Genomic DNA, 16,249 nt, shown 5'->3' on the forward strand with positions numbered 1-16,249 from the left:
ACCGGCTCCCCTTCTCGCCAGCCTAACACGGTGTTCGAGAGCTTATGGACGGCCAGATGGCCGATTGGGTGGCCATATGGCCGACGATCATGGGCGTTCTCCTGGGCAGCAAGCCTGGCGTCAGCCATGCACGCCGCCCACGCGTGTGCACATCCGGGCGGCGGGATGTGCTTTCCGAGTGTGCGGTGGATCAGTTGTTCTTGATGCTGGGGTTGCGGGCCGGGTCCGCACCGGATGGCAGAGGCGGGGCCGGTGCGGGTGCCGGGGCCGGCGCGGGAGCGGGTGCGGGAGCAGGGGCTGGCGCCGGAGACTGTCCCATCGCATAAGCAAAGCCCGGGTCGAGTGCCCATTGACCCTCGATGTCTATACGGTACATGTCGTTCTCCCAAGGAATCAGGGTGGCTGGTCAGCGATTCTTGATCGTTGGATTGGTGGCTGCTGAGATCCCGTAGCCGTCACCTGGGCCAGGGATGGGGCCGGCAATAGTGGAGCCGCGCGTGGTGGCCGCGAGCATGCGGCTGCTGCGCAATGGTTTGATGCGGGCAGGATAGGGCGGCTGGAAGCGGGTGCGATAGACCACGCCGTCAATCGTGGCGCTGAGCCGGTAGTACCAGGTGCCGACCTTCTCCTCGAAGTTGAATTGGTCTTCCAGGGTGATGGTCTGCCCGCGATCGCCGACCTTGGGCGGACCGAAGATGCCGGGGAATGGTGGGCTTATCCAAAGAAAGCCCGGTGATATCGCGTCGTCCATCGCATTGAAGTGACCGGACGTCCCATGGTGCTGCAGCTGCCAGCGGATGGGCTGGGGCCGGGGCATCCGCTTGAGTCGGGTGGTTTCCCTGGGGACATCTACATAGAGGTAGGGCGGCGTGCCTCGCGGCACGATCAACCTCACGGTAATGGCGTGTACGGTCATGGGTTGCTCCTTTCCGTCAAGGGATGCGTTGGCTCGTCAACAGCAAGACCTTCCCGCCGCGCGTTGCGCGGATGTCGCTGAAAAAATCCAAAGGCACGACGAGGCTCCACGCGGAGGGCGTGGGCATGAGACAGGCAACGTCGGTTGATCGACACCATGCGCCATGGCGCGCCCGCTCCTGCACAAGGCAAATGTCATCCCTGGACGGGAAGTCCTCGTACGTCGGGCGGTAGGTCGTGTATCGCCAGCGTGATCAAGGCGGCTGGCGTCCCCTCGGTGGTGGAGACTAGCACGGCATCTTGCGGTCGGCGTGATCTCTTGCGTTCGCCATCTCACCGGAAACGCGCGAATTACGCTGCAATTTCACTTCATCGTCACGCTGGCGGCGAACGCGGATTATGTGCACTGATCCCGCAATACCGTAATTTTGCTTAGGCCGCATACGTAGACTTCCTGATTGCCATGGATGGGCAAATCCGCGACCGTTCAGACACCCACGTCAGCGAGACGTAATCACTTCGTCTGTCGATGGCCAGCAGGCGTGTTTCTGCAGGCCAGGTCCGGCGACGTGCCGACGCTCGCAATGCGACGTGGCGACCAGAGCAGTCGCAAGGAGAACGAGCGTGTACGTATCGAGTTCCACGGACGGGAGAGAGTGGACCCGCCGAAGCTCATGGGTTGCGCGCGTGCTGTCCGTGCTGCTCCTGCTTCCGTTGGCCTGGGGGAATGTCGCGTTCGCCGCACAGGACGCGTTGCCTTCGTGGAACGACGGGGCGGCCAAGCAGCAGATCCTGGATTTTGTGAAGAAGGTCACGACGACCGGGTCTTCCGACTTCGTGCCGCCTGATCAGCGCATTGCCGTGTTCGACAACGATGGCACGCTGTGGTCCGAGCAGCCCATTTACTTCCAGTTCTTCTTCGTCATCGACCAGTTGAAGGCACAGGCGCCGCAGCATCCGGAGTGGAAGACCACCGAGCCGTTCAAGTCCGCGCTGGCGGGTGATCTCAAGGGCGTGGCCGCCTCTGGCGAGAAAGGCATTGCCCAGCTGATGGCGGCAACACACGCGGGCATGACCACCGACGAGTTTGCCAAAAGCGTCAACCAGTGGGTGTCCACCGCGCGCCATCCGAAGACGCATCGCGTGTTCACCGAGATGGTTTACCAGCCAATGCTCGAGTTGTTGCACTTCCTGCGCGACAACGGTTTCAAGACCTACATCGTTTCCGGTGGCGGCCAGGACTTCATGCGTGCCTGGGCAACCGCGGTGTATGGCATTCCCCCCGAACAGATCATCGGCAGCCAGGGCGAACTGAAGTTCGAGCTGCGCGACGGTAAGCCCGTGCTGTTGAAGGAAGCGAAGGTGGCGTTGATCGATGACGGCCCGGGCAAGCCCGTGGGCATCGAGCGCTTCATTGGGCGCAAGCCGATTCTCGCGTTCGGCAACTCCGATGGTGACCAGCAGATGCTCGAGTGGGTGGCATCGGGCGACGGCGCGCGCTTTGCGGGCTTGGTGCACCACACCGATGCGGCGCGTGAGTGGTCCTACGACCGCCAGTCATCGGTGGGCAAGCTCGACAAGGCACTGGATGAGGCCACAGCCAAGGGATGGACCGTGGTCGATATGAAGAAGGACTGGAAATTGGTCTTTCCAGCGGACCAGAAGTAACGCAGTGAGGGTTGCGGCGCCAGGCCAGGGTGCCGTCATGGATTGGCTTGTGACTACCGCCGGTTGCCTGTGCAACCGCAACACCCAGGAGGTACCCCATGTTTCCCCCGTGGCAGCGCAGTACCTTGTTGAAATCACTCACGACGGTAGTCGCGACGGCTCTGCTCGTCGTAGGCGCCGTGACCATGGAGCCAAGTGCCGTCAAGGCGCGACCGGCGCAGGACCAGCAACAGGAGCAGGGCGACAACGGCAAGCCGAACATCCTGGTGATCTTCGGTGACGACGTCGGCCAGTCGAACATCAGTGCCTACACGATGGGCCTGGTGGGCTACCGGACGCCGAACATCGACCGCATCGCCCGCGAGGGCATGATCTTTACCGACTACTACGCCGAGAACAGCTGTACGGCAGGCCGTTCGACTTTCATCACCGGCCAGACCGTGTTGCGCACGGGCCTGTCCAAGGTCGGCATGCCGGGTGCTGCCCAGGGTCTGCAGGATCGCGATGTCACCATTGCGCAGGCGTTGAAGGGCCTCGGTTATGCGACGGCCCAGTTCGGCAAGAACCACCTGGGTGACCAGGATCGCTTCCTGCCGACCAAGCATGGCTTCGACGAATACTTCGGCAACCTCTACCACCTCAACGCCGAAGAAGAGCCGGAACGTCCGTACTGGCCGGGAAACAACCCCGCGTTCCTGAAAATGTACAACCCGCGCGGCGTGCTCCACACCTATTCGGACGGCAAGATCGATGACACCGGTCCGCTCACCGTCAAGCGCATGCAGACCATCGACGACGAGACGACGGGCGGCGCCATCTCGTACATCCAGAAGCAGGCGCAGGCCAAGCAGCCGTTCTTCGTGTGGATGAACTTCACGCGCATGCACATCTTCACCCATGTGCGGCCGGACTACATCGGCAAGGCTGGCCTTGGCAAGGGACACGAATATGCCGACGGCATGTGGGAGATGGACCAGAATGTCGGCAAGCTGCTGAAGACGCTGGATGACGCAGGCATCACCAAGAACACCATCGTCATCTTCACTACCGACAACGGTCCGAACTTCTTCACCTGGCCGGATGCGGCGAATACGCCATTCCGCAGCGAGAAGGATTCGAACTGGGAAGGCGCGTTCCGCGTGCCGGCGATGATCCGCTGGCCGGGGCACATCCGTCCCAACCTGGTGAGCAACGCCCTGATCTCAGGTCTCGACTGGTTCCCGACCCTGGTGGCTGCTGCAGGTGATGCGGACATCACCAACAAGCTGCTCAAGGGCACCAGCATCAGTGGCAAGTCGTTCAAGGTGCATCTGGATGGCTACAACTTCCTGCCATACCTGACAGGAAAGACGAATACATCGCCACGCGATGAATTCTTCTACTTCAACGACGATGCCGAGATGGTCGCGGTCCGATGGGATCCCGTCGAGGTAGGCGGTGTCAGGCCGGATGCCTGGAAAGCCGTGTTCTGCGACCAGCGCGCCCCGGGTGGCCTGCAGATCTGGATGGAACCGTTCACCTGCCTGCGCCTGCCCAAGCTCTACAACCTGCGCATGGATCCGTATGAGCGTGGCGACATCGGTCCGACCAGTGGCTACTACCAGTGGGAGACCGAGAATGCCTACCTGACCGCCGAAGCGGGCCGCCGTGCCGGCGAGTTCCTGGCGACGTTCAAGGATTATCCGCCCAGCCAGAGTCCAGGCTCCTTCACCATCGACAAGGCCGTCGAGCAGTTGAAGATGGAACTGCAGAAGCAGGGCAAGTAAGAAGGATGAATTCGGTGACAAGGACGTCGCCGTACCTCCCCGCATCGCCGGCCGCCAGCACTTGCGCTGCCGGTCGGCGATCCCCTCATACTCCTAGGGAGTCCATCCTCGCGTGAGTTCCATGCCCAGTGCCGTACAGCACCGCCGCGTTGGAAAGCTTGCTTCCGCGGCTACACCGGTGGCGTCGGGTGCCGCGTTCTGGCCCGCGCTGCTGCTGTTCGGATCCGGCGCCGCGTCGCTGGTCTATCAACTCCTCTGGATCAAGCAGCTTTCGCTGGTGGTGGGCGTAGAGGTCTACGCCGTCACCATTGCCGTGAGCGCATTCTTCGCAGGCCTGGCCATCGGTGGTGCATGGCTGGGCCGCATCTCCGATCGGCTTGAACATCCGCTGCGCCTGTATGCATGGCTGGAAGCCGCCGTGGCGTTGCTGGCTGTGGCATCCACGGTCCTGCTGGCGCACAGCGCCCCCGCGTTCGCATGGCTCGAATCACATGCCGGCTGGTTCGCCTGGCTGTTGCCGTTTGCGCTGGTGGGGTTGCCTGCCGTGGCCATGGGCGGCACCTTGCCGGTGCTGGTGCGCGCGAGTGCGCGCGGCAGCGTGGCGCGCACGGGCGGTCGCCTGTATGCCGCCAATACCGCCGGCGCGATCACCGGCGTGCTGTTGGCTCCGTTCGTGTTGCTGCCCGCGCTTGGCGTGCAGGGATCGGCGCTGGCGGCGGCGACGCTCAACGTGCTGGCGGCCCTCGTCGCCATCGTGCTCGATCGCTCGTCTTCGCTGGCGCAAGCTGCGCACCCGAAGGACGCGCCCATCGAGGCGATGCCCTCCGCGCGGCTCGCGCTGGTGCTCTATGCCGTCGCAGGCGGCATCGCACTCGGTTACGAGGTGGTGTGGTCGCAGACCGTGGTGCAGTTCATGAGCACGCGCGCCTTCGCCTTCGCCATGATGTTGGCTGTCTACCTGTTGGGACTGATGGCGGGTAGCGCGATCTACGCGCGCTTCGCCGAACGCGTGCGCGACGCGTGGACCGCGTTCGGCGCGCTCATTGCGCTGGCGGGATTGGTCGCCCTGCTGCAGATCAGCTGGCTGGGTCCCTGGCTCGGCAATGCGCAGGCCGCACTGGCCGGCATGGTCACCGATGCCACGGACAGCCGCCTCGCCGCGATGTGCGCCCGCTTTGCATTGGCGGCCGCCGCCATCGTGCTGGCGCCCACGTTGTTGCTGGGCGCGGCATTTCCCGCGGTCCTCCGTTTGTGCGCCCATCCGGAGCGGAGCGGGCAGGGGGTGGGAAGCGCGGTGGCTTTGAATACTCTCGGCGGCATCGTGGGCACGACGCTGACCGGTTTCGTGCTTGTACCAGCGTTTGGCCTGGTGCGGACGCTGGGCTTGCTTGCCGTGGCCGCTGCGCTGGTGGGACTGGTGGCGGTATTCGCCGGGCGGACCACGCGTGGCGGGCGACGCTGGCTGGTGCCGGTCGTGGCCCTTTGTTCGTTGGCGGTCGCCGTGTTGATGCCTGCCAACAAGATGGCCAGCCTGCTCGCGCAGGCACGCGGCGGTGAGGTGACCTATTACGAGGAAAGCCGCGGGGGCACCGTGGCCGTACTGGCGCAGGGCAACACGGATACCAGCTTCCACCGCCTGTATATCCAGGGCGTATCGAACTCCGGCGACACCTTGCCGTCGCAACGCTATATGCGGTTGCAGGCGTTGTTGCCACTCATCATCCACCAGGGCGAGCCGAAGTCGGCGCTGGTGATCGGCTTCGGCACCGGTATTACTGCCGGGGCCATGTCGCAGTATCCCGGGCTCACCTCGCGTGTCGTGGCGGAACTGCTGCCGGCGGTGGTGCGTGCCGCACCGCAATTCCAGGGCAATTACGGGGCGGGCACGACCGACAAGGGCCTCGACATCCGCTTGCGCGATGGTCGTCGCGAGCTGCTGCGCAGCACGCAGCACTACGACATGATCACGCTGGAGCCGCCGCCGCCTTCCGCCTCCGGCGTGGTGAATCTCTACTCGCGCGACTTCTACCGGCTCGCCGCTTCTCGTCTCAACGAGCATGGGCTGCTGGCGCAATGGTGGCCCATCGCAACGCAGAACGACGAGGACTCCCGCGCCATGGTGCGTGCCTTCCTCGACGCGTTCCCGCACGCGACGCTGTGGACCACCGAACTCCACGAAATGCTGCTGGTCGGCTCGAACGATCCCATCGAGCTGGATGCTGCGCAGATCGAACGGCGCTTCAACCAGCCGACGGTAGCGGCCTCGTTGCGCGAGGTGGGCGTCGGTTCGCCCGGCGCGCTGCTCGCCACCTGGGTGGCCGACCGCTCCGCGCTGGTGCGTTATGCAGGCGACACGCCGGCGGTGACGGACGATCGCCCCAGCATCGAGTACGCCACCTGGGTGCGTCGCAACGAGATCGTGCGCGTCCTTCCCGAGCTGATGAATCTGCAGACGCCACCGCCCGTGCATGGCGCCAGTGCGGATCTGCAAGCGGAGATGCAACTCCAACGCGACGTGCTGTTCACCTTTTACGCCTCAGGCTTGGCTGCGTACCAGGGCGATCGTGAGCGCTGGGGTGCTGCCATGGAGCAGGTGATGCGGGTGGACAGTGGCAATCCGTATTACCGGTGGATCGCAGGCGGCGGCCAGTAGGTACGGCACCCTGCCGTCGGGACGACACCGGGCAAGCAAGTCCGGAGGGAGCGAGAAAGCATGAACGCGCGAGAGGCGATCAACACACTGCAGACGGAGATGGAGCGTTCGATCATCGGCCAGCAATCGCTGATCCGGCAGATGATCGTGGGTCTGCTGGCGAACGGCCACCTGTTGCTGGAAAGCCTGCCTGGTCTTGCCAAGACGCGTGCGGTGAAGAGCATGGCGAAGAATCTCGATGCGCAGATGCGCCGCATCCAGTTCACGCCCGACCTGCTGCCCTCCGACATCACCGGCACCGAAGTGCTGCACCAGCAGGGCGGACAGAACGTGTTCCAGTTCCAGCCCGGTCCGATCTTCGGCAACGTGATCCTCGCCGACGAAATCAATCGCGCGCCCGCCAAGGTGCAAGCGGCGCTGCTCGAAGCGATGGAAGAGCGACAGATCACTGTCGCCGGCGCGACGCACAAGATGCCCGACCTGTTCATCGTGATGGCGACGCAGAATCCGATCGAGCAGGAAGGTACGTACCCGTTGCCCGAAGCCCAGCTCGACCGCTTCCTGATGAAGGTGCTGGTGGACTATCCCGATCGCGAAAGCGAGATCGGCGTGCTGGAGCTGGTGCGCAGCGAAGAGGTCCCGAGTGGCGGCGACGGCAGTGCCGGCGTCGAAACGGTGCGCATCGAACCCGAGCGTGTGTTCGAGGCGCGCAAGGAGATCCACGGCATCCACGTTGCGCCTGCCATCGAGCAATACATCATGGCCATCGTCGATGCCACGCGGCATCCCGACCGCTATGACAAGACCCTGGGCACATGGATACAGATCGGCGCCAGCCCGCGTGGCGGCATCGCGCTGGAACGCACCTCGCGCGTCAACGCCTGGCTGGAGGGTCGTCCGCATGTGACGCCGGACGATGTGCGCGCGATGGCGCATGGCGTGCTGCGTCACCGGTTGATCCTTACCTATGACGCCAGTGCCGAGGGCATCCATGCGGATCAGGTGATCGACAAGATATTGGAGCTGGTGGCAGTGCCGGCTTGAATTCACTCCCTCTCCCCTCGGGGCGACCCGGAGGTAGTGCCGTGGGAGAGAGGGCTGGGGTGAGGGGCTGGTGCTCGAGAAATCTTCGCAAGGAGGCGCGGCTCAGACAGGCCTTTTCGCAAGCCCCGCCCCCTCATCCCAACCTTCTCCCCAGAGGGGAGAAGGAGTCCAACGTGCTGTGGTAACCCACATGGCCCAGACACAATCCGACGACATTGGTACCGTCTACGTCACGCCCGCACATCTCGCGCGGCTGGAGTACGACGCGCGTCGTCTGGTGACGATGCCGCACCGGCCGCACCACAGCATCCTCGCCGGGCGCCATGCATCGCGCCTGCGCGGACGTGGGCTCAACTTCGAGGAAATCCGTGCCTACGTGCCGGGCGACGACCTGCGCCATCTGGACTGGAAAGCGTCCTCCCGCGTGGGGCATGCGCTGGTGCGCTCCTATACCGAAGAACGCGATCGTCCCGCGCTGTTCGTGGTGGACCAGCGCATTTCCATGTTCTATGGCACGCGGCGCGCGATGAAGTCCGTGGTGGCCGCGGAGATGGCGGCGTTGGGCGCGTGGATGGCGTTCCAGGCCGGCGATCGTGCCGGTGCCGTGGTGTTCGATGACACGCGCATTGATACGGTGCGGCCGCATCGCAGCCGTAGCCGCGTGCTCGCTACATTGGGCGCGCTGGCACGCAGCAACCAGGCGCTGCATGCCGATACCCCGGTGCGCCCCAATGCGGGCCAGCTGGATGCGGCGCTGCGCTCGGCGCTGCACCTGGCCACGCATGACTATCTGATCTGCGTGGTGAGCGACTTCCTCGGCGCGGATGAGCAGACGCTGCAGCTGATGCGTGAACTGGCCTCGCACAACGATGTGATCGCCGTGCTGGTCTACGACCCATCGGCTCGTTCGATGCCGGGCAGCGGCAAGATCGTGGTCACCGAAGGCGAGTTGCAGGTAGAGCTCGACTTCGGCCGCAGGACCGTGCGCGAACCGTTGGGCGCGATGTTCGATACCCGACTGCAGCAGACGGTGGATCTCCTGAAGCGCTGCGGCGTGCCGCTGCTCGTGCTCGACACCGAGCAGCCCACCGTGCATCAGGTCGCCCGGCTGCTGGGCAGCTTCTCGCAGCGGAGGGTCTGAGGCGATGCTTGCGCTGCCCGTACCGCCACCGGCGCCATCGATCGCGGACCTCAAGGAGATTCCGCTACCGCCGCCGGTTCCCTACACACCGCAGACGGCGGGCTGGTGGGTGCTGCTCGCGCTCGTGCTGCTGCTGGTGCTTTGGTACGTCGCACTGCGCTTGTACCGGTGGTGGCGCAACCGTTACCGACGTGCTGCGCAGAAGGAGTTGCTGGCGATCGAACAGGCCATGGCCGATCCGTCGCGGCGGCAACAGGCGCTGGCCGCGCTGCCAGCCCTGGTCAAGCGCACCGTGCTGACCTGGGCGCCACGTGACGCCGTCGCACCGCTCAGCGGTGAAGCATGGCTCGGCTATCTCGATCAGACGCTCGCCGGTGAGGGCTTCACGCACGGCCCCGGACGGTATCTGCAGGCGCTGGTCTATGGTGATGGCGCCATCGCGAGTGGAGATACCGATGCATTGATGTCCCTGCTGCATCGCTGGATCGACGACCATGTTCCAGCTTGAGCACCCCTGGCTGCTGTTGGTGCTTCCCCTGCCACTGCTGGTGTGGTGGCTGCTGCCGCCGTATGGCGAACGCACGCGGGCGATACGCGTGCCGTTCTTCGACGAGCTGGCGCGCATCACGGGACAGACGCCGTCGCGCGGTGCGGTGATCCTGCGCAGCAACTGGCTGCGGCGCATTCTTGCGCCGCTGTGCTGGGCGCTGGCGGTATTGGCGCTGGCCAGCCCGCAATGGCTGGAGCCTCCGGTCGAGCGCACCGAGTCGGCGCGCGACCTGCTGCTCGCCATCGATCTTTCCGGCTCGATGGCGACACCGGACTTCGTTGATGATCGCGCCGAACGCATCGACCGGCTCACGGCGGTGAAGGGCGTGGTGGACGATTTCATTCGTCGTCGCACCACCGACCGCATTGGCCTGATCGTGTTCGGTACCAATGCGTTCCCGCAGGCGTCGCTTACGCTCGATCACGTGGCCGTACGCGACCTGCTGCAAGAGCTTCGCGTGGGCATGGCCGGGCCGCAGACCGCCATTGGCGATGCGATCGGCATGGCGGTGAAGATGACCGAGCATTCGCAGCAACGCGAGCGCGTGCTGATCCTTCTTACCGATGGCAATGACACCGCCTCCAAGTTGCCTGCCGAAAAGGCGGCGGCCATAGCGAAGGAACACCACATCATCATCCACACCATCGGCATCGGCGATCCCCATGCCGTGGGCGAGAACCGCGTGGACCTGGACGCGCTCAAGCGCATCGCGGCGGCCACCGGCGGCCACAGCTACCGTGGCGAGAACCGGCAGCAGCTCGCCGACATCTATGCGCTGCTCGACCGCATCACGCCGAGCAAGGTGAAGCACTCCGTCTACCGTCCGAAGGTGAAGCTCTACTACGTGCCGCTCGGCGCGGCGCTGCTGCTGATGCTTGCCTACCATCTGCTGATGCTCGGTCTGGTGGCACCCATACGGCAGCGTCGCACGGCCGCCGCCGATGCTGTCACAGACACGGCGGAGGCCTGAGTGATGGACCAGGGCTTCCACTTCATCCGACCGCTATGGCTGCTGCTGGTGCCGCTGGGCCCGCTGCTGCTTTGGTGGTGGCAGCGTCGCAATGATCCGTTGCAGCGCTGGAAGGGCATGATCGCCCCGCATCTGCTGCCACACCTCGTGGTGGGCGATCACGGGCACTGGCGCGTGCGGCCCATCCATCTGGTGTGCGCCGTGCTGGTCATCGGCGGCATCGCCTGCGCCGGTCCGACCTGGGAGCTTGATCCGCCGCCGTTCGCCGAGGACCGCGCACCGATGGTGGTCGTCATCGACCTGTCGCCGGCGATGAATGCCATCGACGTGGCGCCGACGCGGCTGGAGCGCAGCAAGCAGAAGGTGCGCGACCTGATGAAATTGCGTGCGGGTGGCCGCGTGGGCCTCATCGTGTACACCAGCAGCGCACACATGGTGTTGCCGCCCACGGATGATCCAGGCCTGATGGATCTTTTCCTCGGCGCGCTGTCCACCGACTTGCTGCCGGGAAAAGGGCAGAACGCCGCCGCCGCGCTCACGCTGGCCGACCGCATGCTCGATGCGGAGACCGATCCCGGCACCATCGTGTTCTTCACCAGCGGCTTTGATGACACGCAGATCCAGGCGTTCATGCGGCATCACGAGGAGTCGCACCAGCAGGTGCTGATGCTCGCCGTGGGTACCACCAAGGGCGGTCCGCTGCGAGCGCCATCAGGCGCGCTGGTGACCGGTGCCGACGGCTCGCCGGTGGACGCCAAGCTCGACGACGAGGCATTGCAGCGTCTTTCCGACAAGGCGCATGTGCCGCTCGCGAGCATCACCACCAATGACGACGACATGCGCTGGGTGCAGCGCGAGGCCCTGCATCACCTGGCCATCATGAAGGACACGACCTCCACGGTGCGCTGGAAGGAGTACGGCTACTACCTGTGCTATCCGCTGGTGCTGCTGGCCTTGCTGTGGTTCCGGCGCGGCTGGGTGGTGCGTTGGGTATTCGTGATCGGCGCGCTTGGGCTCGGCGGCCTGCCAGCGCCGGCTCATGCTGACGACTGGAAGGTGGTGGACTGGTTCTTTACGCACGATCAGCAGGGGCGCTGGTACTACGAGCATCGCGACTTCGCCAAGGCATCGGAGCTGTTCGAGGATCCCTACTGGAAGGGCCTGGCGCTGTACGAGCATGCGCGCTACGAGGATGCGCAGAAGGTGTTCGCGACGCTGTCGACCCCCGAGGCGAAGTTCATGGAGGGCAATTGCTACGCCCGGCTCACGCAATACGAAGAAGCCAAGGATGCCTACGACCAGGCCTTACGCATGCACCATCCGTTCCCTCAGGCGCAGGCCAACATGCAGCTGATGGACAAGCTGCTGAAGCTGGCCGAGAAGGTGCCGCCCGAGGACGAAGATGAGGAATACAAGCCGGACAAGGTGAAGTTCGACAAGGAAGGCAAGAAGGGCACCGGCACGACCAAGATCATGGGCAAGCTGCCGCAACAGGTGCCGTCCGACGTATGGATGCGCAACCTCAACGTGTCGCCGGCGGACTTCCTGCGCACCAAGTTCAACATCGAGAACCAGGCGCCGCCGCCTGGACAGCCGACCACACCCGCGAAGGAAGTGATCAAGGAGCCGGGGACATGAAGGCCTGGCTCGCTTGCGCGCTGCTGTTGCTGGCCGCGGCGGCGTGGGCCGACGAGCCAGTTCCACCGCCGCCCCGCATGCAGGTACGCGTGCACCAGGAGCCTGCCGGTGCGCTGGTCGAGGGCGAGACGGCACGCATCGTGGTCGACATGCTTACGCCGGATTTCTTCACCGATGCACCGGTGTTGCCGGTGCCGCACGTGGAGGGCGTGTACGTTGCCCTTTCCGATGAGACGCCGGGGCACCTGGTCGATACCATCGACGGCGCCACCTGGTCGGGTGTCTCGCGCACCTACCTGGTCACGCCGCTGATCTCGGGCAAGGTTGAAATTCCGTCGTTCGACGTCGTCGCGCATATCGGTCCGCAAGCCACCGCCGTCACCGTGCAGACCACGCCGCTCATCTTGACCGTGCAGGCGTTGGTGCTGCCCAAGGGCGTGACCGAGGCGCTGATCGCCAGTTCGGTGAAGATCACCCAGACCGTGCTGCCCCAGGACAGCGGCCTGCATGTGGGCGACAGCGTCACGCGGCGCGTGGAAATCACCGCCGAAGGCGCACCTGCGATGATGTTGCCCCCGGTGAACTTCGCACCCATCAACGGGCTGGAGTTGTATGCATCGCCACCCGCCACGCGCGACGTGATCGGTAACCAGGGCGGCTTCGTGGGTGGCAGTCGCGTGGACTCGGCCAGCTACGTCATCCAGAAGCGCGGGCGCTACACGTTGCCGCCGATTACGGTGCGCTGGCTGGACAGCCGCACGCGTACATGGCGGGTGAGCGAAGCGCCGGCGGTGCGCTTCCATGCATGGTGGGGCACGCCCACGCGGCCGCGCTTTGCGTTGCCGGGGCAAGGCGTCATGCCCCGGCTGATCGGCTTCCTTACCAGTGACCTGGGCATCGCCATCCTGCTGCTGGCGGTGCTCGCCTGGTTCGCCTGGATCTTCCGCGTGCGCTTGCAGCGCTGGCGGGATGGCTACAAGGCATGGCGATATCGCCGGTGGCATTCCGAGGCAGCGGCATTCGCAACATTGCGACGCCAGCGACACACGACATCAGCGGTGACGCTGCACGGTGCGGCGGACGCATGGGCGCGCCGAAGTGCCGAGGATGGGGCTCCCGCATCCGTGGAGGGCTGGTGCAAGCGTTATGGCGATGCGGCGTTGACGTCGCAATGGACGGCGCTCGACACCTCGCTCTACGGCGCCGCCAGCGCACCCTGGTCGGCGCAGGCGTTGATCGAAGGCCTGACGGCCGCGCGGAAACGCTGGAAACACGAGCGCCGCCAACGTCGTCGCCGCGTCGTGCTGCCGCCCTTGAACCCCGCCTAGCGCGCGTCTTCACGAACTCATCGCATCGGCCCGCTACCATGCCTCGACACGGTAGTCGGTCGGCGCACGCAGATGTGCCGCATCCACGGGCGAAACAGGGGAGGAAGGCATGGGCCGTTCCAAAAAGCGCCAGCAACGACGCTCGACGGCCGCCACGCCTCCGCCTCCCGCATCGCCATCGCCATCGCCTTCGACATCCGATCACGTGCCGGGCCGCTGGTGGTGGCTGCCGCTCGTCGTGGGCCTGCTGGTGATCGTTGCGCTGGGCGTGTGGTGGTTGCGCAGGCCGGCGACGAAGAGTCCGACGCCGGTGGCATCGTCGACGGCGCCTGCGCCGTCCGCGCCGCCCAAGCCGGCCGCACATTACGTGGGAGCCCAGGCCTGCGTGTCATGCCACGCCAAGGAAGCCGCCGCGTGGCAGCAGTCGCATCATGCGCTCGCCATGCAGGCCGTGGATGAGCACACCGTGCTGGGCAACTTCGACAACACCAGCCTGAAGCAGGATGGCACCCAGGCCAGCTTCTTCAAGCGCGATCACGCCTACTTCGTGAAGACCGACGGGCCCGATGGCAAACCCGGCGAGTTCGAGGTGAAGTACACCTTCGGCGTCTATCCGCTGCAGCAGTACCTCGTGGCGTTTCCGGACGGTCGCATGCAAGCTTTGCGTGCCTCCTGGGATGCACGGCCCGCTGCCGAGGGCGGGCAGCGCTGGTTCAACCTCTACCCCGGCGAACACATCGATGCGCGCGACACGCTGCACTGGACGCGCCTCAACCAGAACTGGAACTACATGTGCGCGGATTGCCATTCGACGAATGTGCAGCGCAACTACGATGTAGCCAGCGATACCTTCAAGACCCGCTGGAGCGACATCAATGTCGCCTGCGAGGCCTGCCATGGCCCGGGTTCCCGTCACCTGGAATGGGCGAAGTGGAGCGATGCCCAGAAACAGGCGGATGCCAGCAAGGGCCTGTCCATCGCGCTCGACGAGCGCAAGGGCATGCAGTGGATACCCAACGCCGCCACCGGCAACCCGGTGCGCAGCACGCCACTCGCGACGCATCGCGAAGTGGAAACCTGCGCGGTATGCCACTCGCGGCGCAACATCATCGCCAAGGACACGGCGCCGACCGGCCGGCTAATGGATACGCATGACCCGGTGCTGCTGGTGGCAGGCCGCTATCACGCGGATGGCCAGCAGCTTGACGAAGTCTATGTGTACGCCTCGTTCCTGCAGAGTCGCATGTACGCCAAGGGCGTGACCTGCAGCGACTGCCACGATCCGCACACGGCCAAGGTGCGCGCGCAGGGCAACGCGCTGTGCGAAAGCTGCCACTCGCCCAAGGTTTACGACACCACCGCACACCACATGCATCAGGAAGGCAGCGCCGGCTCGCAATGCGTGGCCTGCCATATGCCCGCAAAGAACTACATGGTGATCAACGCGCGGCCGGACCACTCGATCCGCGTGCCGCGGCCGGACCTCACCGTGAAGTACGGCGTGCCCAATGCCTGCGCCAACTGTCACGCGGACAAGGGCGCCCAGTGGGCCGCCGATGCGATCGAGAAGGCGCATGGCCCCGAGCGCAAGGGCTTCCAGCACTTCGTCGAAGCGCTGGATGCGGGCCGCCACGGCAAGCCGAACGCGGCCAGCCTGCTCACGGATCTGGCGAATGACGCCAGCTCCCCGGTGATCGCGCGCGCCACGGCCGTGGGCGAACTGGAGCACTACGTCAGCCCCGCGGCCGTGCCCACCCTGCAGGCGGCGCTGGGCGATGCCGATCCGCTGATGCGCAAGGCGGCGCTGGAGGCGCTGACGGCATTCCCGACCCGCGTGCGCGGGCCGATGGCCGCGCCGCTCGCGGACGATCCCGTGCTGGATGTGCGCATCAAGGCGGGGCGCGTGCTCGCCGGAGTGCCCGACGCGGAGCTGGATGCGGGGCAACGCGCCGCGCGCGATCGCGCCTTTGCCGCCTTCGTCGCGTCGCAGGAGGCGATTGCCGAACGCCCCGAAGCGCATTACGACCTCGGTCTGGTTTACGCCGAACGCGGCGAGACGGCGAAGGCCGAGCAGGCATTTCGCCAAGCCCTGAAGCTGCAGCCCGATTTTGTGCCGGCTTACATCAATCTCGCCGACATGTATCGATCACTGGGGCGCGAGGACGACGCGGAAAAGGTCATCGACGAAGGCATCGCAGCGGTCCCGTCCAATGGCAGCCTGCTGCATGCAAAGGGACTCACGCTGGTGCGGCAGAACCGGCAGCAGGAAGCGCTGGGCTGGTTTGAACGCGCCCATCGGGCCGATCCGGCAAATCCGCGCTTTGCCTACGTGTATGCCGTCGCCCTGCACTCGGCGGGGAAGGAAGATCAGGCGCGGAAGGTGCTCGAGGATACGCTGCAGTCGGCGCCCTACGATCCTTCGCTGCTGCTTACCCTGGCCAGCCTGGAGCGTGATGCAGGCCATGCCGACAAGGCGCGTGACTACGCCCAGCGCGTACTGGCGGTAGCACCCCAGTCGAGCGAAGCCCAACAACTGATGCAGAGCCTGGGCGGGCCTGCGCCGAAGTAGCCGGGCT

General features: G+C 65.3%; 11 protein-coding genes. 10 read left to right on the forward strand and 1 reads right to left on the reverse strand.

What is annotated here, in order from left to right; genetic code table 11:
* Positions 1 to 406 precede the first annotated feature (406 nt).
* Positions 407 to 916, reverse strand: a complete 510-nt coding sequence (locus tag EPB08_RS03385; protein WP_130617632.1) for a hypothetical protein — start codon at positions 914 to 916, stop codon at positions 407 to 409.
* Between the two features lie 686 nt (positions 917 to 1,602).
* Here EPB08_RS03385 and EPB08_RS03390 point away from each other — a divergent pair.
* The 10 genes from EPB08_RS03390 to EPB08_RS03435 all read left to right on the forward strand — a co-directional run bounded on the left by EPB08_RS03390 (position 1,603) and on the right by EPB08_RS03435 (position 16,242).
* A complete protein-coding gene (locus tag EPB08_RS03390) occupies positions 1,603 to 2,583 on the forward strand; it encodes an HAD family hydrolase (protein ID WP_229238193.1) in 981 nt (326 codons plus the stop codon).
* A gap of 98 nt (positions 2,584 to 2,681) precedes the next feature.
* Positions 2,682 to 4,349 carry an arylsulfatase gene (locus EPB08_RS03395; RefSeq protein ID WP_130617634.1) on the forward strand — a complete coding sequence of 556 codons (1,668 nt, stop codon included), beginning with the start codon at positions 2,682 to 2,684 and terminating at the stop codon, positions 4,347 to 4,349.
* A 121-nt stretch (positions 4,350 to 4,470) separates the two neighbouring features.
* Positions 4,471 to 7,002 (forward strand): fused MFS/spermidine synthase, encoded by a 2,532-nt coding sequence (locus tag EPB08_RS03400; protein ID WP_130617891.1) that lies wholly within the window; start codon positions 4,471 to 4,473, stop codon positions 7,000 to 7,002.
* A gap of 60 nt (positions 7,003 to 7,062) precedes the next feature.
* A complete protein-coding gene (locus EPB08_RS03405; protein WP_205746261.1) occupies positions 7,063 to 8,046 on the forward strand; it encodes an AAA family ATPase in 984 nt (327 codons plus the stop codon).
* Between the two features lie 190 nt (positions 8,047 to 8,236).
* On the forward strand, positions 8,237 to 9,187 hold the full coding sequence (locus EPB08_RS03410) for a DUF58 domain-containing protein (protein ID WP_130617635.1): 951 nt from the start codon (positions 8,237 to 8,239) through the stop codon (positions 9,185 to 9,187).
* Positions 9,188 to 9,191: 4 nt separating this feature from the next.
* Positions 9,192 to 9,695, forward strand: coding sequence for a DUF4381 domain-containing protein (locus EPB08_RS03415; protein WP_130617636.1), 504 nt, complete (start codon positions 9,192 to 9,194; stop codon positions 9,693 to 9,695).
* Complete coding sequence (locus tag EPB08_RS03420; RefSeq protein WP_130617637.1) at positions 9,682 to 10,707, forward strand: VWA domain-containing protein; 1,026 nt, start codon at positions 9,682 to 9,684, stop codon at positions 10,705 to 10,707. The genes EPB08_RS03415 and EPB08_RS03420 overlap by 14 nt, the downstream gene beginning before the upstream one ends.
* Positions 10,708 to 10,710: 3 nt before the next feature.
* Positions 10,711 to 12,345, forward strand: a complete 1,635-nt coding sequence (locus EPB08_RS03425) for a VWA domain-containing protein (protein WP_130617638.1) — start codon at positions 10,711 to 10,713, stop codon at positions 12,343 to 12,345.
* Positions 12,342 to 13,673: a BatD family protein gene (locus EPB08_RS03430; RefSeq protein ID WP_165418384.1), complete on the forward strand. Its 1,332-nt coding sequence runs from the start codon at positions 12,342 to 12,344 to the stop codon at positions 13,671 to 13,673. Before EPB08_RS03425 ends, EPB08_RS03430 begins: the two co-directional genes overlap by 4 nt.
* A gap of 109 nt (positions 13,674 to 13,782) precedes the next feature.
* Entirely contained in the window at positions 13,783 to 16,242 is a 2,460-nt protein-coding gene (locus EPB08_RS03435) for a tetratricopeptide repeat protein (RefSeq protein WP_130617640.1), read from the forward strand.
* The last annotated feature ends 7 nt before the right edge of the window (positions 16,243 to 16,249 follow it).

It is taken from the genome of Dyella amyloliquefaciens, from assembly GCF_004296575.1.
Lineage (GTDB): Bacteria > Pseudomonadota > Gammaproteobacteria > Xanthomonadales > Rhodanobacteraceae > Dyella > Dyella amyloliquefaciens.